Consider the following 21,374-nt stretch of genomic DNA (forward strand, 5'->3'; position numbering starts at 1 on the left):
ATCGAAGGACGTTTTCCAACGATCTCCGAAAACGTCCGACGGCCGGTCGACGCCAGCGTTTCGGGCTCGTACTGGGCGATTACGTTCTGCTCTGTCTCAGTTTTTCGTTCGGTGGATCCAAACGCATGTGCTTACGACGGTCTCGGCGCACCTTCGAATATCCTATATTCTTAATATCTGGTCCACGTCTCTATTTGTCAAGATTGTCTACACTCGACAGTATTTGTTCTCATCTATGTCTAAAAAGTCTAAAGTAGGGTACAGATGAGATTAGAAAATCGAATACACTGTCGATATTGTGGGGAACGTGTGTCGAATGGCTGGCTTGAAAGACAAATCTCGATCCACTCTCTCCTGCCGTGATCTCCGTTCCGTCGAGTCGGCCAGGTACCGCTGTCCGCTCCGCTCGCGACAGTCTCCCCGCTCAGCGGTCGAACAGCCACAGCGCCGCCGTGAGCCCGGTCGCGCCGACCAGTGCCGCCGCCAGCAGCCCGAACGCGACCCGGAAGTTCGTCACGTCCGAGAGCCAGCCGACGATCGCCGGGGCGACCGCGCCGGCCCCCATCAGCAGCGTCCGGACGACGCCGAGGCTCCCGCCGGCCACGTCCTCGGGGACGACCGCCATCAGATACGCACCCCGGACCGGCCGATATCCGTGCGCTCCCAGGCCGAGCGCGACGACGGCTCCGCCCAGCGCGAGCGGCCCGCCGGTCGGCGCGAGCGTCAGGATCGCGAGCAGTCCCGCGGTGGCGACGGCGAGTGTCACTAGCAGGACGGGGGCGGTCCCGATCCGATCGCTCACCTCGCCGGTGACCAGCTGGACGAGGCTGACGACGAACAGGGCCGAAAACAGCAGGTTCGCGGTCGCGCTGGACAGCGCGGTCTCGCTGGCGAGATACAGCGGGAGGAAGGCGACCGCGCCGTTGTAGGCGAACGAAAAGCAGATCGTCACGAGCACGAAGCCGGTGAACTGCCACTCGCGAAACATCGTGAGGTAACTGCCCGGCGAGGCGGTCACGTCGCCGCGGCCGCTCCCGGTCGAGGCGGTACTCGACGACGCGAGCCGGCGCGGGACTCGCCTGCCGAAGGCGACGGCCAGGCCGACCGTCGCTAGCCCGCCCGCGAGAAACACCGTCCGCCAGCCGGCACCGCCGACCGCGTCGTGGCCGGTGACGGCGACGACCGCCGCCGGTGCCGCGACGCCGCCGAAGGTCCCGAAGGTGTCGAACACCCCCAGCGCCCGCCCGGTCCGCGACGGGTAGATCCCGGAGAGGAGGCGCACGCCGACGGTCTTGTACGCGCCCGTCCCGGCCCCCATCAGGAGCATCGCGGCCACGAGCACCCACAGCGGGGCGTCGACGACGAGCACCAGCGCACCGACCGCCGCGACGCCCGTGCCGGCGACCAGCACTCGAACCGACCCCAGCCGGTCGGCCAGTGCCCCCGAGGGAAACTGCATCGCCGCGTAGACCAGCATGAATCCGGTGAAGGTTGTCCCCAGCACGGTCCGCGAGACGCCGTAGCTCTCACCCAGGGTTCCGAACAGCGGCGGAAAGGCATAGCGGAGGAACTTCCCGAAGAACCACAGCGACGCCGTCAGGACCAGCGCGTCGAAGCGAGCCAGCCCGCGGAGGCGCGCGGCGAGGGTCACGATACGGGCAGTGGCCCGCTCTGACGGAAATACGTGTCGGCTCGCTCGCTGGCGACCCGAGCCATCCTGTTGGCTGGAACGCCGTGCAGAGAGTCGCTACCTCGGAGTGGCGAACTCGGTCACAGACGGACAGCCGACAGTATCAGTCGTCGTCCGCGGCGGGCTGGGCCACGTCTCGGTCGGCGCGTGGCCCCTCCAGATCGACCTTCGGGAGCAGGTCACGGAGGTACTGGCCGGTGTAGGAGTCGTCCGTGCGGGCGACGGTCTCCGGCGTCCCTTCGGCGACGATTCGGCCGCCGTTCTCGCCGCCTTCCGGGCCGAGGTCGACGATGTGGTCGGCGTTTTTCACCAGATCGAGTTCGTGCTCGATGACGACGACGGTGTTGCCCTCGTCGGTGAGGCGGTGGAGCACGTCGATCAGCTTGCGCTCGTCCTCGGGGTGGAGCCCGGTCGTCGGTTCGTCGAGCAGGTACAGCGTCTCGCCGGAGTCTTTCTTCCCCAGTTCCTCTGCGAGCTTGATCCGCTGGGCCTCCCCGCCCGAGAGCGTCGTCGAGGGCTGGCCCAGCCGCATGTAGTCCAGGCCCACGTCTTTCAGGAGCTTCAGGCGGCGGCGGATGCCGGTGTGGCCCTCGAAGAAGTCGTAGGCCTCTGCGACGCTCATGTCCAGCACGTCGGAGATGGTGGCGTCCTTGTAGGTGACGTCCAGCGTCTCGTCGTTGTACCGCGCCCCGTCGCACTCCTCGCAGGGGACGTACACGTCAGAGAGGAAGTTCATCTCGATTTTGACGTTGCCCTGGCCGCCACAGGCCTCACAGCGACCGCCTTTGACGTTGAACGAGAAACGGCCCTTCTCGTAGCCTCGCTGCTTCGCGAGGTTCGTCTCGGCGAACAGCTCGCGGATGTGATCGAAGACGTTTGTGTAGGTCGCGGGGTTCGAGCGCGGCGTGCGACCGATGGGCGACTGGTCGATGAGACGGACGGTCTCGATCTCGTCGATCCCCTCGATGTCGTCGTGATCGCCGGGGTTCACGTCGGTGTCGTTCATCCGCCGGACGAGGCCCTTGTACAGCACGTCGTGCATCAGTGTCGACTTGCCCGACCCAGAGACGCCCGTGATCGCGGTGAAACAGCCGATCGGCAGGTCCACGTCCAGATCTGCGAGGTTGTGCTGGCGTGCCCCCTCGATCGTGAGGTGGGTGTCCGACGCTCGGCGGTCGTCGGGAACGGGGATCGTCCGCTCGCCCGAAAGGTACTCGCCGGTGACGCTGTCGTCGCTCTCGATCACGTCGTCCATCGAGCCGTTGACGACGACCTCGCCGCCCCGTTTGCCCGGACCGGGGCCCATGTCGATGATGTTGTCGGCCCGGCGCATCGTCTCGGTGTCGTGTTCGACCACGAGGAGCGTGTTGCCGAGGTCGCGCAGCTCCGCCAGCGTGTTCAGCAGTCGGTCGTTGTCCCGCTGGTGGAGTCCGATCGAGGGCTCGTCGAGCACGTACAACACGCCGACCAGTCCGGACCCGATCTGGGTCGCCAGCCGGATGCGCTGGCTCTCGCCGCCGGACAGCGTCGACGCCTCTCGGTCGAGGGTGAGATATTCCAGGCCGACTTCCTCCATGAACCCGAGCCGAGCGCGGATCTCTTTGAGGATCTCTTCGGCGATCTTCGTGTCGCGTTCGTCCAGCGACGCTTCCAGCCCGTCGAAGTGTTCCAGCGCGTCGCCGATCGACATCCGGTTGACCTCGGTGATCGACGTACCGTCGGAGGAAACCTCCGACGACGTTCCGCTCGCATCGCTCGCGGAACCCCCGCCGACGAGGACGTGCCGGGACTCCGCTTTCAGGCGGGTGCCCTCACACTCGGGACAGGTGGTGACGGCCATGAACTCCTCGATGTGTTCGCGGGCGCGGTCGCTGTCGGTCTCGACGTGGCGACGTTCCAGGTTCGGGATCACGCCCTCGAAGCGCTCGGTCTTCTCGCGGGTGCCGTTCTTCGTCTGCCACTCGAAGTGGACGAGTGAGTCCGTTCCGTAGAGGAACTGGCGCTGGATCGACTCGTCAAGCTCCTCGAAGGGCGTCTCCAGGGAGACGCCGAAGTGGTCCGCGACGTTGTCCAGCTGCCGGGAGTAGTAGGTACGATCGTAGCTCCAGGGTTCGAAGACGTGCTTGAGCGGCTTCGAGCGGTCCTGAATGACGAGTTCCTCGCTGACCTCCTTGGTCTCGCCGAGTCCCTCACACTCCGGGCAGGCCCCGTGAGGGCTGTTGAACGAGAACGAGCGAGTCTCGATCTCGGAGATGTCGATCCCGCAGTGGGTACACGCGAGGTCCTCGGAGAACTCGACGACGAGGCGGTCGCGGTCGCTGTGGTCCTCGCTGTCGCCGGTCCCCGCGAGATCGCCCGTCGAGCGCGCCGTCGCCCCGCCGAGGGACACGCCTTCCGGCGGGTCCGGGAGGATCACCTTCGTGATGCCCTCCCCTTCTTCGAGGGCCGTCTCGACGGAGTCGGTGATCCGAGAGCGGGCGTCCGCGCTGACGCTCACGCGGTCGACGATCACGTCGATCGTGTGGTCGTAGTTCTCGTCGAGTTCGGGGTCGTCGATCGTCAGGTCGTAGGGCTCGCCGTCGACCTCGACGCGGGCGTACCCCTCGCCGACCAGCTCCTCGAACAGCTCCTCGAAGGCTCCCTTCTGGTCGCGTACGACCGGTGCGGCGATCTTCGCGCGGGTCCCCTCGGGCAGGGCCAGCATCCGACGGACCATGTTCTGTGCGGACTGCTCGCCGACCTCGCGGCCACACTCCGGACAGTGTGGCGTCCCGATGCGGGCGTACAGCAGGCGCAGGTAGTCGTGGAGTTCGGTGACGGTCCCGACCGTCGAGCGGGGGTTGTTGGCGGCGTTCTTCTGGTCGATCGAGATGGCCGGGGAGAGGCCCTCGACAGTCTCGACCTGTGGCTTGTCCATCTGGCCCAGGAAGTTCCTGGCGTAGGCCGACAGCGACTCGATGTAGCGGCGCTGTCCCTCGGCGTACACCGTCTCGAAGGCCAGCGAGGACTTGCCCGATCCCGACAGCCCCGTCACGACCGTCAGCTCCTCTCGCGGGATCTCAACATCGATGTCCTTGAGGTTGTGTTCCTCCGCACCGCGGACCTCGATGTACTCTCGTGTCATCTACGGCCCCCTGAGGTCTGGGGGCGTGAAACGCTGTCGGTCCGTCGCTGGCACTCGTTGGCTCTGTCACCATCAGACACAAAATTAATGGCGAAATCGCGTGAGCGTCCGGACATGAGTGCCCTCTCGAAGTACGACATCCAGGGACTGGATCTGACCGACAACAGCTACACCGTCGAACAGTCGCTGGTCCGCAACAAGTACAAGGCGATGGACGCCGCCGGCAACGTCGTCGTCCGCGGCAAGCAGAAGATGCTCAAGATGAAAGAGGAGTTCCCCTTCACGGACGGGGACGGCAACGAGGTCTTCACGGTCAAGGCCGGCGGCATCATCGACGTGGCCGGCAACTACGTGCTCTCGGACGCCCAGACCGGCGAGGACCTCGTTGTCCTCGACAACGACTACTCGATCATGCAGGACACCTGGACGATCCGCGACGCGGGCGACGAGCGCGCCATCGCGAAGATCGACTCTCGGGGTGCCGCGGTGACGCTCGCGCGCAACCTCCTCCCGTTCGGCGAGATCATTCCCCACAAGTACGAGATCACCGACGTCGACGGCAACCACGTCGGCTCCATCGAGGGACAGTTCTCGCTGCGGGACCGCTACGAGATCACCATCGACAACGCCAGCAACGTCCCCAAGGAGGCCGTCATCGCCGCTGCGATGGTCATCGACGCGATCCAGGGGAACTGACACTGTTGGCTGTAACGTCGTGACGATAGTCGCCACCGCGGGGTGGCAAAGTCGTTTACAGATGTACAGCCGACAGTATGAGGCTACCTAATCCACGAACAGCGGTCGGGTGACCTCAAAACGATCTGGGTTGGAAGAGCTACATATACTCCCAAACAGCTGTTTCAAGCCTCTCTCGGATCGCTCGTCACCGGACAGTGTCGAGCAACCGTAGCGATGAAAAGATGGCCGTTCGATATTTTAACTGCTTTCCTGTATCTTGAAGATAAGGCTACTACACAAAAATTTAGTCTGTGAATCTCCACGGTCCGTATGGCCGCCTTCTCCTTGTTTGCGATCGTACTACTCTTCATTCAGATTGGCGTCGGTTACTCCGTGTTTCGTTCTTTCGAGGGGCTGCAAGTCGGTTTCAGGGCTCTCCTCGCCGGTGCTGGAATCGTTTTGGGACTCGTGGTACTCGTTGTGTTCGGTGTCGTCGTGACGCTCGTGTTCGATCTCGTCGTGGTACTCGTGACGGGTGGTGCGCGTGGCTATTTCGATTCCCCGAACGGGTCGCAGGGGGCCACATAACACTGCGAGATCGACCGACGACGAAGAGCGAGGGACTTCACTGTCCAAATCATAGCCAGCGGCCAGTGGCTTTGGATCCGACTTTGCGGCGATTTGATGGTACTAGTCTGATTGCGGTTTCGAACCCGACACTCGGGTCACACTCTCCGCTGGTGTGGTCGCCAACCAGCGCTCGCTCTGGCCTCAGATGGCCCGGTTCACGAACGCCGGACTATCACTCGTCCTTGACAATCACTGTGCCGACCATCTCGTCCTCGTGTGGGACACAGAAGTAGTCGTACTCGCCGGCAACCTCGAACGTGTGTTCGTATGTTTCGCCGACTTCGAGATCGCCGTCCGGCCACGCATCTCGTGCCGCCTGTTCCGTGTCGTACGCTCCGGTGGTAAAAAATGCAGCTTCGTCAGGGAGACCGTCCTCGTAGGCCGTGACGGTATGGCTCCACTCAGAGTCGTTTATCCAGCCGACGCGCTCGCCGACGCCGATTGTCACTGTCGTCGGCGCAAACGCGTTGTCGGGTGTTTTCATTCCGACGACGGCGTCGTTTCGTTCCTGTAGCTCCGTCCGTTGAGCGTCCAGTTGGCGTTCGTTCGGTCCGAATGTTCCCGAGTTACAGCCCGCCAGGCCCACAACGGTCCCGCCTGCGACTGCTGTCAGGAAACGCCGTCGCCGTATCATATGTGTCGTGTCGGGTGGGATACCATTAGAACTCTTCGCATACCGTGATGCTCGTGCCGTCCAGGGGTGATTGCTTCAGTTGAGCGTCTTCGCTGTGTCCCTCGATTCGGTCTTGATGGATTACTCGACATCTTTCGGACTGTCTTCTATGACTCCCTGACAACGTCGATAGAACCAACACAACCTTTCTGCTGTCGCACTCTCTAGCGAATGTATGCACCGTCGGACGTTCCTCCGAACAGCCGGCACTGGCTGGACACTCGGGGCGTGTGCCGGCCTCGCGAGCGCCCACCCGACTGCCACCAGCGACGGGACGCCGCCCACCGAGACGCCGGACAGCCAGCCCCTCGGGACGGTCTCGATCGAGAACGTCCGCGAGATGGTCCTGAGCCCCGACGGGACGGTCGCCTACGTCGCCACCGTCGACGGCTTCACCGTCGTCGACGTCGCCGACCCGACCGAGATGCGGGTGCTGGCTCGCGAGCAGCTCCTGGCCGACCACGCCGACGGGCCGCTGTCGGGGATCTGGGACCTGCACTGTGACGGCGACCGGCTGCTCGTGGCCGGCCCGGCAAACGGTGGGCGCGACTCGGTCCGTGGTTTTGGCTACGTCGACGTGTCCGATCCCGCCGATCCCGAGGTCCTCGCCGAACACGAGGTCGAGTTCTACACCCACAACTGCGTGCTCGCGGACGGCGTCGGCTACTTCACCGGCGGCGGGATCGACGGCTCGCCCCTGGTCGTCGTCGATCCCGAGAGCGGGACGGAACTGGCCCGCTGGAGCGTCGTCGACGTCGACGACCGCTGGGGCGAGTTGCCCTTCGGGATGGTGAACCTCCACGACGTGTGGGTCCACGACGACCGCGCGTATCTGGCCTACTGGGACGCCGGCACGTGGTGTCTCGACGTGTCCGATCCCGACGAGCCGACGCTCGTCTCGCGGGTGCGTGGCCGCCCGCTCGAAGCGTTGCTCGACGTTGCCAACAGGCGACGCGAGCGCACGGAGCCGCCGGGCAACGACCACTTCGTCACCGTCGACGAGACCGGCGACCTGCTGGGGATCGGGACCGAGTCCTGGGCGGCGGCCTCGGGCTCGACCGGTCCGGGTGGGATCGCGTTCTACGACGTGAGCGACCCGGCAGCGCCCAGGCGGCTGGGGGCGATCGACCCGCCGCCGACGCCCGATCCCACCCGCGGAGGCGTCTGGACGACCGCCCACAACTTCGACCTCGTCGACGGGCGCTGCTACGCCGCCTGGTACCAGGGCGGGGTCACCGTCCACGACGTGACCGACGCGACAGAGCCCATCGAGCGGTTCCACTGGCGCGACGCCGGCCGCGGGAAGTTCTGGACCGCACAGCTTGCCGCGCCGGGCGAGTTCTTCCTGGGGGCCAGCATCGGCGCGTTCGGGGTCAACACCGACGACGACTCGCCCCTGGAGTCGGCGCTGTTCGCGTTTCCGGACCAGCGCCCGACCGACGCCGCGCCGACGACCGACACCCCGTCGGGACAGGCGTCGACGCCCACCAGCGAGACGGGGGCCGGCGCTGGTGTCGGCGCGGGCCTGCTCGGACTGCTCGGTGCCGGTGCGTGGTACCGACGCCGCTCGGAGTAGGCGCTAGGACTCGATCTCGATTCCGTGGTCTTCTAACACCCTCTGTGCTCGTGCCACGACATCTTCTCCGTGTGGCATCGATAGCGACGGGAGCAAGATGTACCGCCGACTCTCTCCGTCGGCCGTCTCGTAGCGGACGACGAACCGTGGGCGGGTGAGACCGAGCGTTCCCCGTTCGAACGAGACGGTGGTGATCGCGTCCAGCGGAATCGTCGACCGACTCGTGAATCCTCGGACCCAGCGCTGATAGCACTGGAGCGCTGCGACGAGGCCAACGATCACTGCGAGACCGACTGCCACCGTCCGGGTGTCCAGTGATCCATCCAGTGCGGACAGGACGATGCTCGCGACGCCAGTCGGGACCGCGAGTATGATCCCGACAAACACGATTTTCCGCCACCATTCGTCGGCCTGCCAGTAGCCGCTGTACAGGCTCTCGAGGTATTTGAGCCGTGATTCGTCTAGTACCAGTTCCTCGTTTTCGATCCGACACTCGCCGCGCTTCGTTTCGAAGCGATCGGTGGAGGGCACAGACGGCGCTTCGACTGTCTCGGGAAAAAGCGTATCGCCAGCTACGATAGGCCGTGTTTGACGGCCTTCGCGACGCTGCGAGCCTTCTCGGCCAGTGCCTCAGAGAGGTGGCCCGCCTCGACCGCGGCGTCGAGTTCGTCGTCGTCGACCCGTTCGACGCGGCCGTCGGCGTGCTTGACCACGTCGACGTGGAGGTCGACGTAGCGGACCGCGTCGGGGAACACCTCGACGGGCGTACAGACGTTGACGTAGGTGCCTCGTTTGGTCCCGTCCGCGCCCTCGTAGACGGTCGGATACCACCAGCGTCCCTCCTTGACCTTCGTCGTCGCCACGTCGCCGGCCTGGCGGTCGACGCCGAGCGCGTCGTAGGTGCCCCCCGGCGACATCTCCCGCTCGACGGTCACCGTGCCGTCGGGCTCGACGGACTGGACCGCCGCGTCGCCCAGCGTGTACAGCCGACCGTCGGGCTTGCCGTGATCGAGGCGGACCGTGTCGCCGGCCGCGGGGCCGAACTGGCTCGCGACCGCGGTGAAGGGAAAGTCCTGCTCGCCGGTCCGAAAGCCGTCGGCGACCGCTTCGGCCAGGTCGACGCCGGCCGAGGCGCTCCGCGAGCCCGCCTTGATCCGGTGGTGGCCCGGCATCGTCGCCGTCACCGCGTCCCGCGCGTCGTCCAGTGCGAAGCGACTCTCGCGGCCGAACCAGACCCACGCCGTCGACTCGGGGGCGGCGTGGCGCTGCGGTGCGTCGTCGGCCGGTGCCGGCGCGTCGGCGTGGGCGTCGTCCAGCGCCGCCGCGCGGTCGTTGGCCCGTTCCAGCGCATCGCCCAGCGCGTCGAGGCCGGCGTCGTCGCTGTGGCGGTGCCAGGAGCTTCCCCAGCCGTCGACGGGATCGGCCGGGAGGATGTCGGCAAGTTCCGGGCCGGTGTGCTCGATCGTCTCGCCGCGGACGAGCGTCACCAGCGAGCCGTGGGCCCGGATCGTCGTGGACAGCGTCGCGCGGTCGCCGCTCCAGGGCGGGCTCGGCTCGTCGACCTGGACGCGGAGCCGATCGCCGTCCTCGATCCGGTGATCGGTCTCGCCGTAGGGCAGGTACCCCTCGCCGTCTCCGAGGGACACGATCGCGCCCCCGCCCAGCGTCTCGGTCACCGCTCCGTCGTAGACCGCGCCGCGGGGGGTCGGATCCGGCCAGACCAGCGCGTCCCGACCCACGTCCGCCAGGCGCTCGGAGACCGTCTCGACGGCGTCGGGCTCGCCGGTCACGCGAACGCCCTGCCGGTCGGCTGTCGTCTCGACTGTCGCCGTCGCCGGTTCGTGGGTAAACTCGGCGTCGAACCGGTCGACGATCGGCGGCGAGGGCTGGACGACGCCGGGTTCGTCCCGGAACAACTCGGTCAGTGCGGTCGTGTAGATCCCCCTGATCCGGACGGTCATAGCGCGTCGTCGTCGTGCGCGAAGCGCACGCGGTCGTCGACGGTCGGACCGAGCGTCAGTTCGACCACGTCCTCGCCCAGGACGCGTCCGCCCTCGACCGGGACGCCCCACGAGTCAAAGCGGAGGTAGCCCCGAATGTCGTCGGCGTGGGTAAAGAGGTCGAGATACGCCAGGGCGTGTTCCTGCACGTCGCTGGCGCTGTGTGCCATCTCCATGTCGGAGTAGATCGTCTCTCGGTCGGCGAAAAACGCCTCTAGAGCCGTTGCGGCTTCGTCGGTGGCCGCGACGACGGCCTCCGAGGCGGCGGCGATCTCGTCGGTCGAGAGGCCGGCCTCGGCCAGTGCCTGCTGCTCGCGCTGGCTGAAGTGCATGGACGGCCGTTGCGACGGAGCGATGAAAAGCCCGCTGTTACACTGCGCCCAGCATGAACAGCGCGTTGAGCATGAGGATCAACACGCCAAAGAGGACGCCGAATGCCACGACCGACCGGGGATCCATTCGGATCGTGTTGTTGTCTTCCGCGTCGAAGTACCGGACGAGTCCGGCACTGGACATCAGTCCGCCGCTGTCGCTGCTGCTCATACAGAACCGTCGTCGGTCCCGCCGAGTAAGCCTTTCCCTTTCGTCCCTCGCCACGGGCAGGATCCGTCGTGGTGACAATCCTTATCTGGGCCCACCGGCTACCTCCAACGAGTACCGATGACAGTCACGCTCAAGGACTTCTACGCAGACTGGTGTGGTCCGTGCAAGACGCAGGATCCGATCCTCGAAGAACTGGAAGCCGACTGGGGCGACGTGAGCTTCGAGAAGATCAACGTCGACGAAGAGCAGGACGTGGCCAACGAGTATCAGGTCCGCTCGCTGCCGACGCTGATCGTCGAGAACGACGACGGCATCGTCGAACGGTTCGTCGGCGTCACCCAGCGCGAAGATCTCGAAGACGCCCTCCAGCAGGCTTCGGCGTAGTCTCCCCGTTCTCACCGTTCACGTACACGTCCGGCCGCGAAAACGAGTCAGTCAGAGACGGCTGCGTCGGCCTGTTCGGCTCCGGAGTCAGTGATCTCGTAGAGGTTCTGTCTCGCGTCTGCGAAGTAGACGTCTTCCTCGATGACGCCGACCTCGTCGAGGCGTTCGAGCGCGTAGCGGACGGTCCGCGCCGAGAGCATCGACTCCTCGACGATCCCCTTCTGGGTGAGTGGACCGTCGTACTCCAGAACCTTGTACACGAGCTTCGCGCTCGGTGGAAGGTCCGCGATGGCCTCCCCGTCGGTTTCGGTCATCACCTGTCACGAGTGGCGCGGGCTCCATAAAGATTGAGGAGTTGGGCCGAGCAACGAACTGTGCTGCCCGTACTGCTCCGTATCGCGGGCGTTCTGGGTGGGGCTCGACTCGCGACCGTGCTCGACGCCGACCCGTTGTGACCGCGCCATCGAGCGTGCCCGAACCGGGCGGCTTTTGGTCCCCGACGGCGGACCATGGCGTATGGCAACGGACACGGTCGAGGGCATGAGTTCGCACTTGCGCGGACTCACTGTCACGACACTGGCGGCCCTCTCTGGGTTAGCCGCCGGTGTCGCGGCCAACGAGATAGCGGCCGGCGCGGGTGATCGACTCGCGGTCGCCGTGCTGATCGCAGCGATCGTCGTTCAGTTCCCGATCCTGAGTGTACTGGGCGTCGACATCGACGACTTCTCCGCGAAGGACTACCTGTTCGTCGCGTTCATGACGTTCTCGCTCTGGTTCGTCTCGTGGGGAATCCTCCTGACAACGGCGACACTCTAACATGGCCGACGATAGCATTGCGGTCGTCGACCTCGACCGATGTCAGCCCGACCGCTGTAACTACGAGTGCATGAACTTCTGCCCGCCCAACCGGACGGGCAAGGAGTGCATCGTCAAGCGCGGCGACGCGTACGACGAGGACGACAACTACGCCGGCAGCGACGACCAGGTGTGGATCTCCGAGGAGATCTGTCTGGGCGAGTCCTGTGGGATCTGCGTCGAGAAGTGTCCCTTCGACGCCATCGAGATCATCAACCTCCCACAGGAACTCGGCGACGAGCCGGTCCACCGCTACGGCGAGAACTCCTTTGCGCTGTACGGACTGCCCGCCCCTCAGGAGGGTCGGGTCACTGGGATCCTCGGCCCGAACGGGATCGGGAAGACGACGGCCGTCCACATCCTCGCCGACGAGATGACGCCGAACCTCGGTCGGTTCGACGAGGAGCCGGCCTGGGAGGCCGTCATCGACGAGTATCGGGGCACCGAACTGCAGGACTACCTCGAAGATCTGCGGGACGGCGACATGACCGTCGCACGCAAGCCCCAGTACGTCGACCAGATCCCCGATCAGTTCGACGGGACAGCCAGCGAACTGCTCGAACGCACGGACGAACGCGGTGCGCTGGACGACCTGATCGAGCGGACGGGGATCGCCCCGGTCGTCGACAACCACATCGACGACCTCTCTGGCGGGGAGCTCCAGCGGGTCGCGCTGGTCGCGACGCTCGCTCGCGACGCGGACTTCTACTTCCTCGACGAGATCACGCCGTACCTGGACATCGGACAGCGGATGACCGCCGCCCAGCTGATCCAGGAGCTGGCCGAGGACGAGGACCGGTCGATGCTGGTCGTCGAGCACGACCTGGCGATCCTGGACCTGCTGGCCGACGCGCTCCACGTCGCCTACGGTGAGCCCGGCGCGTACGGTATCATCACCAGCCCGAAGTCGACGAAAAACGGCATCAACGAGTACCTCTCTGGCTATCTCGACAACGAGAACATGCGATTTCGCCAGCAGGAGATCGAGTTCGAGGAACACGCCCCACGCTCGGTCTCGACGGGCGACGTGGTCGCCGAGTACCCCGACCTCACGAAGTCCTACGGCGACGGCGAGTTCTCGCTGGACGTCGAGGCCGGCCAGATCCGCGAGAGCGAGGTGCTGGGCGTCGTCGGCCCGAACGGGATCGGGAAGTCGACGTTCGCGAAGCTGCTGGCCGGACGGCTCGAACCCGACGCGGGAACCGTCGACGCCGACCTCGACATCGCGTACAAGCCCCAGTACATCGAGATCGACCAGCCGATGCGGGTCGACGCCTTCCTGTCCTCGATCACGGACGACTTTGGCTCGTCGTACTGGAACACCGAGATCGCCCAGCCCCTCCAGCTCGACGCGGTGATGGAGCAGCAACTCACCGATCTCTCTGGCGGGGAGCGCCAGCGGGTCGCCATCGCGGCGTGTCTCTCGGAGGACGCCGACCTCTACCTGCTGGACGAGCCCTCGGCCCACCTCGACGTGGAACAGCGCGTGCTCGCGACCAGCGCCATCCGGCGCTACGCCGAGAACCACGACGCGACGGCGATGGTCATCGATCACGACATCTACATGATCGATCTCCTCTCGGATCGACTGCTGGTCTTCGACGGCGAGCCGGCAAAGCAGGGCCACGCCAGCCCGCCCGTCGAGATGCGCGAGGGGATGAACCAGTTCCTCTCGAACCTCGACGTGACCTTCCGCCGGGACGAACGGACCTCCCGGCCCCGGATCAACAAACCGGGATCGCAGCTCGACCGCCAGCAGAAACGCGACGGTGAGTACTACTACGCGCCGTAGATGATTCCGGGCGAAGCGAGTGACGTTCGCCCCGCCCGTCTGCTCCTATCGTTCGTCCTCACAGCGGTCCTGCTCGGTGGGTCGCTGTTCGTCACGTTCGGGACGGAGTGGGGGTGGGCCGCCAGTTCTTCCGCGCGGTCGTCCTGCTCTCGGCGCTCCCGCTCGGTGTGTCGGCGCTGGCGCGCTTCCGGCGGTACCGTCGTCCGGCCGCGTTCTTGTTCGCTGGCGTGCTCGTGTTCTGGATCGGCGTCGCCGGTGGCGCGTGTCGACAGCCGCTGCTCCGGGAGGACGCGACTTGGCAGTTCGCGTACGACTGGGGTGCAAACGTCTTCTACTTCGGATGGCCCCAGGAGACGCAGCTGGGATACACGTGCTTCGGGGAACCGAACCGACCGCTCACGGTGCTTGGCTATCTCTGTAGCACCGCCGGGACCGCGCTGGGGCTCAGTGGGTTCGATCCGGCCGAGTAAGTGGTGATCGAGAGACCCGCGGCTCTAGGACACGGGATCCGGTTCTCCGACCTCTGCCCCGTCGACGGCGTCGTCCAGTCCGTCCTCAATGTCGACGCCGCCGCCGTCGTCTGGGAGCTCGCGGTCGCTGCGCTTGGCCGCCCGGTCCTGTGACTCGGTCACGGCGTCGTCACCGGTGACCGACACGAAGATGTCTCCGAGTTCGTCGATACGGGCGGACTCCTGTGTCTTGCTCATACACCATGCCATAAGTTAACATGCACAATAACGACGATACCTAACTGAGTTGGCACCATCGCCTCTCGTCGTCGTCAGCGGCTGCTCGTCGACGGGAGTCAGCGACGAGACCGCACCCAGGAGAGCGACTACGTCACCTGTGTCGCACAGGAGCCACACAGCGACTGCTCTTTGACGTCGACCTCGCGGACCGTGGGGGAGAACTTCATCACGCAGCGTTCGTTGTCACAGTGTTCCAGGCCCAGCGTGTGGCCGATCTCGTGGACGACCTCCTTCCGGACCCGGTCGCCGAAGATGTCGCTCGCCGACCGATTCGAGAAGCCGCCGTCGGAGGAGGTCTGGAGCCGGTGTGTCGAGATGACGCTCCCGCTGCCACTGAGGTAGGCCAGGCCGAAGACGTAGTTGCGCCGCCGGTAGTACAGGTCCTGTGGCGTGATCGCGATGTTCTTCTCGCCGCTCCCGATCCGCTGGGCGAGATCGATGAACTCCTCGGCCCGGTACTGGTCCCGGTTGCCGTCGTACGCACCGGTGGGGATCGGCTGGGGTTCGTGCATCGAGACCTCGCAGTCGTAGACGGTCCGCAGTCCCTTGGAGGCCTCGCGCTTGACCCGTGCCGAGACGTCTCCCACCGGCACGACGTCAACGTGCATGCGAAGCCATATGTGCCGATGTGACATAAACATCCCGCCGTGAACGACCCACGCAGCGCTCTCGTCGCTCGATTGGCCGACTTCGAGCGCGTCGTCGAGGTCGGCGTCGGCCGACGGCCGGACGTGGCACGACGACTCGCCCAGCGGGGCGTCGACGTGACCGTCACGGACGTGGTTCGGCGAGACGTGCCGCGGGGGCTCACCTTCGTCCTGGACGACGTGACCGATCCAGCACCGGGCGTCTACGACGACGCCGAGGCCGTCTACGCGCTGAACTGCCCGCCCGAACTGCACCGTCCGCTGCGCGCCCTCGCCCGCGAGCACGGTCTGGCGTGTTCCTTCACGACGCTCGGCGGCGACCCGCCCGCCGTCGCGGTCGACCGCGAGCAACTGCCCGGCGGCGAGACGCTGTACCGCGTCCGCGAGGACGGTCCGAAAGACAAGTGAAATGACCGGCGGCCACCTTCCGGCTGGTATGCACGTGGATGCGGTCGTCCTGGACATCGACGGCGTGCTCGTCGACGTGGCCGACTCCTACCGACGGGCCATCGTCGAGTCCATCGAGCGGCTGTATGGCGAGACGATCGACCGGTCGGCGATCCAGTCGTTCAAGGACGCTGGCGGGTTCAACAACGACTGGGAGCTGACACACGCCGGGGCGCTGTACGTGCTCGCGAGCCGCGAGGGGCTCGACCAGACGGTCGAGACCTTCACCGACGGGATCGCCAAGCGGGGCGGTGGGCGAGACGCCGCCGAGGCGATCGTCCGGGAGGCGCTGACGCCAAACGCCCGCGAGGACGTCTTCGACGCCTGGGACCCCGACCAGCTCCGGGACGTGTTCCAGCTGCTCTATCTGGGCGCGGAGCTGTACCGCGAGATCGAGGGCCGCGAGCCCCGCATCGCCGAGCCGGGGTTCGTCAACGACGAGCCGGTCATCGTCGATCCGGAGACGATCGCGGCCCTGCAGGCCGACTACGACGTGGGCGTCGTCACCGGCCGCCCGGCCGCAGAGGCCGACATCGCGCTGGAACGGGCCGGCCTCGACGTGGCCGACGAGTACCGCTTCACGATGGACGACTGGGAGGCCGGCAAGCCCGACCCCCACGCGCTGGTGACGCTGGCCGAGCGCTTCGACGCCGACCGGATCGCCTTCGCCGGGGACACGCTCGACGACGTGCGAACGGCCGTCAACGCCAACGAGGCCGACGACCGAGTGTACGACGGTATCGGCGTCCTCACCGGTGGACTCACGGGCGAGACGGGACGACAGAAGTTCAGCCGTGCCGGCGCGGCCGCCGTCGTCGAGAGCGTCGACGACCTCCCCGACCTGCTCTCCCCGCGGTCGACGGACCGTTAGGGTCGCTCTTTTTGCCCGTTCGGGACCGATCGAACGGTATGGATCGAACGGATCTGCTGTGGTTCGTCGGCCTCACCGTGACCCTCGCGGTGTTCGGGCTCGTCCTCGGCGTACTCGTCGTCCCCCCGGACCCCGCCTCGCAGCTGTTCGTCGGCGTCCAGTGGGTCGTGCTGTCGCTCGTCCTCGCGTACCTGATCGTGCTCCGGGGCGAACAGGGACCGCCGCTCCTGGGGGACGACTGATACTACCGGCTGTACATTTGTGACCGATTTCGCCACCCCGGGTGGCGAAGATCTTCACGAAGGTACAGCCGGCAGTACGAGACGGAGTCTCGTCGCCGTTCGCCCGGTCGACCGTACGACGACTCTCTCTACAGCTGTCTGGGCGACACACGAGCGCCAGACATCGGCAAGTAGCGGGAGTGTGACAACACTTATTCGGTGTTCGCTCCAGCCTTTCGGTATGGAAATCGCCCTACTCGGTGGCACTGGCGACATCGGCGAGGGACTGGCACTGCGGTGGGCCGCTGACTCCGCCCACGACGTGCTCGTCGGCTCGCGCGATCCGGAACGTGCAGCAGCGAAAGCGACGGAGTACGCGACGGCACTCGACGAGCGCGGCCGTGACGCGAGCGTCGAGGGACTGGGCAACGTCGAGGCTGCCCAGCGCGCGGACGTGATCGTCACTGCCGTCCCGGCCTACCACCTCACCGACACCGTCGAGTCCATCGCCGACGAACTCTCGCCGGACGACGTGCTCGTCTCCCCCGCGGTGGGCATGAAACGCGACGAGGATGGCTTCCACTACAACCGGCCCGGCGTCGGCAGCGTCACGCAGCTCGCGGCCGACGCTGCGCCCGACGACGTACCCGTCGTCGGCGCGTTCCACAACCTCGCGGCCGGCCGACTCGCCGACCTCGACGCCGACCTCGACTGGGACACCGTCGTCGTCGGCGACGAGCCCGACGCCAAAGACACCGTGATCGAACTGGCCGAGTCGATCGAGGGACTGCGCGCGCTCGACGGCGGCCCGCTGGCCAACGCCGCGGAAATCGAGGGACTGACGCCGCTGCTGATCAACGTCGCCCGACACAACGACGGGCTCCACGACCTCGGCGTCCGATTCCGGTAGTCGTCGACGCCGTTGCAAGTCGACGCACGCTCGCTCCGACCACGGCCGTGCGATCCGCGTCTGATTCGATTGTCTCTCTGGAAGTCGCCGCGGCCGGTTCGCTGGGACCATCACTCCGAGACCTGCCGGACCGCCGTCAGCCGACACGCGTCGGGCTCGGCCAGGCTGGCCCGCCCGGTGACCACCTCGGGCCGGTCACAGAACTGCTGGAATCGCTCGTCGTCGGCCAGGGTAACGTCGACGCCGAAGGCGAGATAGCCAAAGAGGAGCCGCTGGCCGTCCGTGGTCTCGCCGACGCTCGCCCGCTCGACGAGGGATCGTAGTGCCGTTCGATCGCCGGTCACACGGTCGACGGCGGCGACCCCGCCGCCGTCGAGGCCGTCGTACACCTGCGACGAATCCGTTCGCAGCAGCATCGGCTCGCTCGCCCACGTCAACAGGTCGGTCGCGAACTCCCGTGCGAGCGCGTCGGTGTCGACGGGGACGACGGTGTCACACGCTCGGCCGAGCCGCTCGACCCCGTGGTCCATCGCGCCGGTGACGACACCGACACAGGTCGCGTCGTCCGGACACGCCCGTCCGACCGCCGCCATCTGCGCTCGTGTGTCGCGACTGGCGCTCTCGCCGGTCACCACGACGACGTCGAACGCCGCGAGCGCCGCCGCCAGCGACTCGTCCGCACCGCTATCGAGGGCGAGCAGCTCGGGGCTCGCCCCGTGGTCCGGCGTCACGGCGGTGCCCGATGCCCGCCGTTCGAGACCCTCACGGATCCGCGCCCGACCGGCTCGGCCACAGCCGACGTAGGCGGTTTCGATTCCGAACGTCATCCGTGTCCCGCGCTCGTCTAGGACGGAACGACGGTGATCGTCTTGCCGCGGTCGATGGCCTGCTCTAGTTCTTCGGCGATGGCAGAGCCACGCGAGACCTGGATCTCGCCGCCCCGCGAGACCGTCGCGGTGAAGAGGTACTCGCCGTCGGCCTGTACTTCCACGGTGTCGCCCTGGTGGCCGTCCATCGGGATCTGGACGTGCCGGGAGGTGATCTCCGGGGTGACGATCTGGCCCGGCGCGTTCGCGCCCGACCCCGAGGTACTCGACGCCGAGGAGTCGCTCGGCTTCTCGGCCAGCGTGCGCACGTCGATGTCGATGCCCAGGCGGTTCTCCACGTCCGTGATGCGCCCGCCGCCCTTGCCGATGACCTGCGAGATGTCGCTCTCTTCGACCCAGACGACGGCGGTGTCGGGACTCTTGAGTTCGACCTCGACGTGGCCGTGTGCGATCGAGCGGATCTCTCGCTCGATCTCCTGTTTCGCGATGCGGTCGACGCCCGAGTCGGTGCCCGGCCCGCCGTCCCCGTCGTCCAGTGGCACCGTGACGACCTGCCGGTTGAACGTGTAGATCTCGTACTTGGGCTCGCCGGTCTCGAAGTCTCGGATGAGGATGACCGGGCGAGCCAGGTCCTCCTCCATCAGGCCGTCGGGGACCTTGACCTCCGTCGTCACGTCGTAGACGGTGTGGACCTCGCCGGCCTCGATGTAGATGACGGTGTCGACGATCTGTGGGATCAGCCCGAGTTCGACACGGCCGATCAGCCGTTGCAGGGCGTCGATGGCCCGCGTCGCGTGGACGACGCCGATCATCCCGACGCCGGCCAGTCGCATGTCGGCGAAGACCTCGAAGTCGTCGGTCTTGCGCACCTCGTCGTAGATGGTGTAGTCCGGCCGGACCATCAACAGCGAGTCGGCGGTCTTCTCCATGGAGCCGCCCAGCTCGGTGTACTGGGTGATCTCGTCGCCGACCTGGAGGTCGCGGGGCTTTTCCATCGTCTTGACGGCGTAGTCGGCGTCGACGAGGAACTCCCCGACGGCCTGGGCGAACGTCGACTTCCCGGCACCGGGCGAGCCCGAGATGAGGACGCCCCGCTGGTGGTCGGTGAGCCGGTCGCGCAGCTCGTCGGCGTGCTCGTAGTCGTCAAGCTCCGTCTTGACGATCGGTCTGACGGCCGTGATCTCAAGGGCGTCCGAGAAGGGCGGACGCGCGATGGCGATCCGGAAGTCCCGGTACTGGATGATCGTCATGCCCGGCTCGGACAGCTCGACGAACCCCTCGGGACTGGCGTGGGCCGCCTCCTCGATGTCGGCGGCGTACGATCGCAGCTCCTCCTCGGTCGCGGGGTCGTCTCGGATCGGCTGGTAGGCCATGTCGCCGATCGACCCGCGCTTGGCGAAGGGCGCGACGCCGACCTTGAGGTGGACGCTCATCGTGGCCTCGTCGAAGAAGTTCTCGATGGTCAGGCGATCGACCGTCCGCTCGATCGGATCCAGAAACTCCACTGGGATACCCTTCGCGCTGGCGACCTCGGCCTGCACGTCGTCGCTGGTCACCAGCGTCGCCCCGCGGTCCTGTGCCACGTCCCGGATGAGCGCGTCGATCTCGCCTTCGCCGGCCTCGCGCTTCTCGACGGCGTCGGGGCGACGGCCGACGTACTCCACGTCGATGGTGCCGTCCTCGTCCAGCGAGACCAGGCGCTGGAGCTCTTCGAGCCCCTCCCAGCCGGTCTCTCGGCCGTCGTTGGCCTGTGCTTCGAGTTCGCCCACGACCGCTTCGGGGACGACGACGGTCGCGCCCGCAAAGCCCGTCCCCTCGACCTCGGAGTCGGGATCCGCGTCGGCTTCGATCCGCTCGGACACGCGGCCGTCGATGACCACGCTCGTGTCCGGTACAATATCCATATCCTGCCTTCGGGACAGGTGGTAAAAAGCCCGTCCCTCGCGGCACGACAGCCCTCAGTGCCGATAGAGGTGGTAGCCGACGCCCCAGACGCCGACGAGGACCGCCGTCACGAGCAACATTCCGGCGGCCTCCTCGGAGATCGGGACGTTCGTGTACGCGGTGAGGAGCTCACCGGCGATCCGGGACACGCGTCGGAACGACGGCGCGAACGCCAGGATGTGTTCGATCAACAGTCCGCTGACGACGACGCTGACGAGATAGCCCGTCGAGTGTGAAGCGCCTGATTTGGCCGGCATACGCGACGGGACGCTCACGCCGTCGTAATAGCTTGGTGGGTTCGCAGTTCGGGGCGGTGGTGACGCGGCGCTCCCCGACGCCCGGCGCGATCAGTCGCCGACGACGACGACCTTGACCTGATTGACGCCGCCGATCGCCCGCAGGCGGTTCGCCAGTTCGGTGATCGCAGTGCCCGCCCCCTCGACGACCAGCGTCTCCATGCAGGTGTCGTGCGAGAGGTGGATGTGCTGGACCGACGTGATCAGGTCGGCCATCTCGTGTTGGATCGTCTGAAGCTGGTCGGCGATCCCGTCGACGTGGTGGTCGTGGACGACGACGACGGTGCCGTGGTGGACGGTGTCGTCGGCCGACTCCCACTCGTAGGCACCGAAGAAGTCACGCAGAGCGTCTCTGATCGCCTCCGAACGGCTGTCGTACTCCCAGTCGTCGACGATGTCGTCGAGTCGCGTGGTCATCTCTGCCGGGAGCGTGAGACTGATCCGGTCCAGATCGTCGCTCATGACCCCGGCTACGACGGGGGCGGCCAAGAGCGTGTCCAACTGCGCTCCCACCGAG

Annotated in this window: 25 protein-coding genes; 11 read left to right on the top strand and 14 right to left on the bottom strand. The window is 66.4% G+C overall.

Annotated features, from left to right (window positions below; translation table 11 throughout):
• Window positions 1-424: 424 nt before the first annotated feature.
• Window positions 425-1,651, bottom strand: a complete 1,227-nt coding sequence (locus ACAH01_RS03080; protein ID WP_372480198.1) for an MFS transporter — start codon at window positions 1,649-1,651, stop codon at window positions 425-427.
• A gap of 142 nt (window positions 1,652-1,793) precedes the next feature.
• Complete coding sequence (gene uvrA / locus ACAH01_RS03085) at window positions 1,794-4,814, bottom strand: excinuclease ABC subunit UvrA (protein WP_372480199.1); 3,021 nt, start codon at window positions 4,812-4,814, stop codon at window positions 1,794-1,796.
• Between the two features lie 114 nt (window positions 4,815-4,928).
• Between uvrA and ACAH01_RS03090 the strand changes: the two genes are divergently transcribed.
• Both ACAH01_RS03090 and ACAH01_RS03095 read left to right on the top strand, forming a co-directional pair.
• On the top strand, window positions 4,929-5,510 hold the full coding sequence (locus tag ACAH01_RS03090; RefSeq protein WP_170092602.1) for an LURP-one-related/scramblase family protein: 582 nt from the start codon (window positions 4,929-4,931) through the stop codon (window positions 5,508-5,510).
• A gap of 312 nt (window positions 5,511-5,822) precedes the next feature.
• Window positions 5,823-6,080, top strand: a complete 258-nt coding sequence (locus ACAH01_RS03095) for a hypothetical protein (protein ID WP_372480200.1) — start codon at window positions 5,823-5,825, stop codon at window positions 6,078-6,080.
• Between the two features lie 214 nt (window positions 6,081-6,294).
• On the opposite strand, the gene ACAH01_RS03100 is transcribed toward ACAH01_RS03095, so the two are convergent.
• The gene (locus tag ACAH01_RS03100) at window positions 6,295-6,756 is read right to left on the bottom strand and encodes a plastocyanin/azurin family copper-binding protein (RefSeq protein WP_206039091.1); all 462 of its coding nucleotides are present in this window, start codon (window positions 6,754-6,756) and stop codon (window positions 6,295-6,297) included.
• A gap of 214 nt (window positions 6,757-6,970) precedes the next feature.
• Between ACAH01_RS03100 and ACAH01_RS03105 the strand changes: the two genes are divergently transcribed.
• The gene (locus ACAH01_RS03105) at window positions 6,971-8,371 is read left to right on the top strand and encodes an LVIVD repeat-containing protein (RefSeq protein ID WP_372480201.1); all 1,401 of its coding nucleotides are present in this window, start codon (window positions 6,971-6,973) and stop codon (window positions 8,369-8,371) included.
• A gap of 3 nt (window positions 8,372-8,374) precedes the next feature.
• Here the strand turns inward: ACAH01_RS03105 and ACAH01_RS03110 are convergent, their stop codons facing one another.
• From ACAH01_RS03110 to ACAH01_RS03125, 4 genes are read right to left on the bottom strand one after another with little or no spacing between them, the layout of a single operon-like run.
• Window positions 8,375-8,902: a hypothetical protein gene (locus tag ACAH01_RS03110; protein WP_372480202.1), complete on the bottom strand. Its 528-nt coding sequence runs from the start codon at window positions 8,900-8,902 to the stop codon at window positions 8,375-8,377.
• 41 nt (window positions 8,903-8,943) lie between these two features.
• Entirely contained in the window at window positions 8,944-10,332 is a 1,389-nt protein-coding gene (locus ACAH01_RS03115; protein ID WP_372480203.1) for a DUF402 domain-containing protein, read from the bottom strand.
• Complete coding sequence (locus ACAH01_RS03120) at window positions 10,329-10,703, bottom strand: hypothetical protein (RefSeq protein WP_372480204.1); 375 nt, start codon at window positions 10,701-10,703, stop codon at window positions 10,329-10,331. Before ACAH01_RS03120 ends, ACAH01_RS03115 begins: the two co-directional genes overlap by 4 nt.
• Window positions 10,704-10,740: 37 nt before the next feature.
• On the bottom strand, window positions 10,741-10,914 hold the full coding sequence (locus ACAH01_RS03125; protein WP_153554456.1) for a preprotein translocase subunit Sec61beta: 174 nt from the start codon (window positions 10,912-10,914) through the stop codon (window positions 10,741-10,743).
• 117 nt (window positions 10,915-11,031) lie between these two features.
• Between ACAH01_RS03125 and ACAH01_RS03130 the strand changes: the two genes are divergently transcribed.
• Window positions 11,032-11,298 (top strand): co-chaperone YbbN, encoded by a 267-nt coding sequence (locus tag ACAH01_RS03130; RefSeq protein WP_012807842.1) that lies wholly within the window; start codon window positions 11,032-11,034, stop codon window positions 11,296-11,298.
• 47 nt (window positions 11,299-11,345) lie between these two features.
• Here ACAH01_RS03130 and ACAH01_RS03135 read toward each other — a convergent pair whose 3' ends face one another.
• The gene (locus ACAH01_RS03135; RefSeq protein WP_012807841.1) at window positions 11,346-11,612 is read right to left on the bottom strand and encodes a MarR family winged helix-turn-helix transcriptional regulator; all 267 of its coding nucleotides are present in this window, start codon (window positions 11,610-11,612) and stop codon (window positions 11,346-11,348) included.
• A 202-nt stretch (window positions 11,613-11,814) separates the two neighbouring features.
• On the opposite strand from ACAH01_RS03135, the gene ACAH01_RS03140 reads away from it, so the two are divergent.
• The 3 genes from ACAH01_RS03140 to ACAH01_RS03150 all read left to right on the top strand — a co-directional run bounded on the left by ACAH01_RS03140 (window position 11,815) and on the right by ACAH01_RS03150 (window position 14,415).
• Window positions 11,815-12,114 carry a hypothetical protein gene (locus ACAH01_RS03140; protein WP_153554455.1) on the top strand — a complete coding sequence of 100 codons (300 nt, stop codon included), beginning with the start codon at window positions 11,815-11,817 and terminating at the stop codon, window positions 12,112-12,114.
• Between the two features lies 1 nt (window position 12,115).
• Window positions 12,116-13,945 (top strand): ribosome biogenesis/translation initiation ATPase RLI, encoded by a 1,830-nt coding sequence (locus tag ACAH01_RS03145; RefSeq protein WP_153554454.1) that lies wholly within the window; start codon window positions 12,116-12,118, stop codon window positions 13,943-13,945.
• A gap of 113 nt (window positions 13,946-14,058) precedes the next feature.
• Window positions 14,059-14,415: a hypothetical protein gene (locus ACAH01_RS03150; RefSeq protein WP_372480205.1), complete on the top strand. Its 357-nt coding sequence runs from the start codon at window positions 14,059-14,061 to the stop codon at window positions 14,413-14,415.
• 24 nt (window positions 14,416-14,439) lie between these two features.
• Here ACAH01_RS03150 and ACAH01_RS03155 read toward each other — a convergent pair whose 3' ends face one another.
• Both ACAH01_RS03155 and ACAH01_RS03160 read right to left on the bottom strand, forming a co-directional pair.
• Window positions 14,440-14,652, bottom strand: a complete 213-nt coding sequence (locus tag ACAH01_RS03155; RefSeq protein ID WP_018256606.1) for a hypothetical protein — start codon at window positions 14,650-14,652, stop codon at window positions 14,440-14,442.
• A 128-nt stretch (window positions 14,653-14,780) separates the two neighbouring features.
• Window positions 14,781-15,302 (bottom strand): archaemetzincin family Zn-dependent metalloprotease, encoded by a 522-nt coding sequence (locus tag ACAH01_RS03160; RefSeq protein WP_153554451.1) that lies wholly within the window; start codon window positions 15,300-15,302, stop codon window positions 14,781-14,783.
• 39 nt (window positions 15,303-15,341) lie between these two features.
• Here ACAH01_RS03160 and ACAH01_RS03165 point away from each other — a divergent pair, with 39 nt between their 5' ends.
• From ACAH01_RS03165 to npdG, 4 genes are all read left to right on the top strand, one after another.
• Window positions 15,342-15,749: a UPF0146 family protein gene (locus tag ACAH01_RS03165; protein ID WP_170092596.1), complete on the top strand. Its 408-nt coding sequence runs from the start codon at window positions 15,342-15,344 to the stop codon at window positions 15,747-15,749.
• 28 nt (window positions 15,750-15,777) lie between these two features.
• The gene (locus tag ACAH01_RS03170; protein ID WP_372480206.1) at window positions 15,778-16,659 is read left to right on the top strand and encodes a TIGR01548 family HAD-type hydrolase; all 882 of its coding nucleotides are present in this window, start codon (window positions 15,778-15,780) and stop codon (window positions 16,657-16,659) included.
• A 38-nt stretch (window positions 16,660-16,697) separates the two neighbouring features.
• On the top strand, window positions 16,698-16,901 hold the full coding sequence (locus ACAH01_RS03175; RefSeq protein WP_372480207.1) for a hypothetical protein: 204 nt from the start codon (window positions 16,698-16,700) through the stop codon (window positions 16,899-16,901).
• A 220-nt stretch (window positions 16,902-17,121) separates the two neighbouring features.
• Entirely contained in the window at window positions 17,122-17,790 is a 669-nt protein-coding gene (npdG, locus tag ACAH01_RS03180; RefSeq protein ID WP_170092594.1) for an NADPH-dependent F420 reductase, read from the top strand.
• 110 nt (window positions 17,791-17,900) lie between these two features.
• On the opposite strand, the gene ACAH01_RS03185 is transcribed toward npdG, so the two are convergent.
• The 4 genes from ACAH01_RS03185 to nikR form a co-directional block, all read right to left on the bottom strand.
• Window positions 17,901-18,617, bottom strand: a complete 717-nt coding sequence (locus tag ACAH01_RS03185; protein ID WP_372480208.1) for a hypothetical protein — start codon at window positions 18,615-18,617, stop codon at window positions 17,901-17,903.
• A 17-nt stretch (window positions 18,618-18,634) separates the two neighbouring features.
• Window positions 18,635-20,521 carry a PINc/VapC family ATPase gene (locus ACAH01_RS03190; RefSeq protein ID WP_372480209.1) on the bottom strand — a complete coding sequence of 629 codons (1,887 nt, stop codon included), beginning with the start codon at window positions 20,519-20,521 and terminating at the stop codon, window positions 18,635-18,637.
• A gap of 54 nt (window positions 20,522-20,575) precedes the next feature.
• A complete protein-coding gene (locus ACAH01_RS03195) occupies window positions 20,576-20,818 on the bottom strand; it encodes a hypothetical protein (protein ID WP_012807830.1) in 243 nt (80 codons plus the stop codon).
• 90 nt (window positions 20,819-20,908) lie between these two features.
• Window positions 20,909-21,319 carry a nickel-responsive transcriptional regulator NikR gene (gene nikR, locus ACAH01_RS03200; protein ID WP_012807829.1) on the bottom strand — a complete coding sequence of 137 codons (411 nt, stop codon included), beginning with the start codon at window positions 21,317-21,319 and terminating at the stop codon, window positions 20,909-20,911.
• Window positions 21,320-21,374 lie beyond the last annotated feature (55 nt).

Source organism: Halomicrobium sp. HM KBTZ05, from assembly GCF_041530035.1.
GTDB lineage: Archaea > Halobacteriota > Halobacteria > Halobacteriales > Haloarculaceae > Halomicrobium.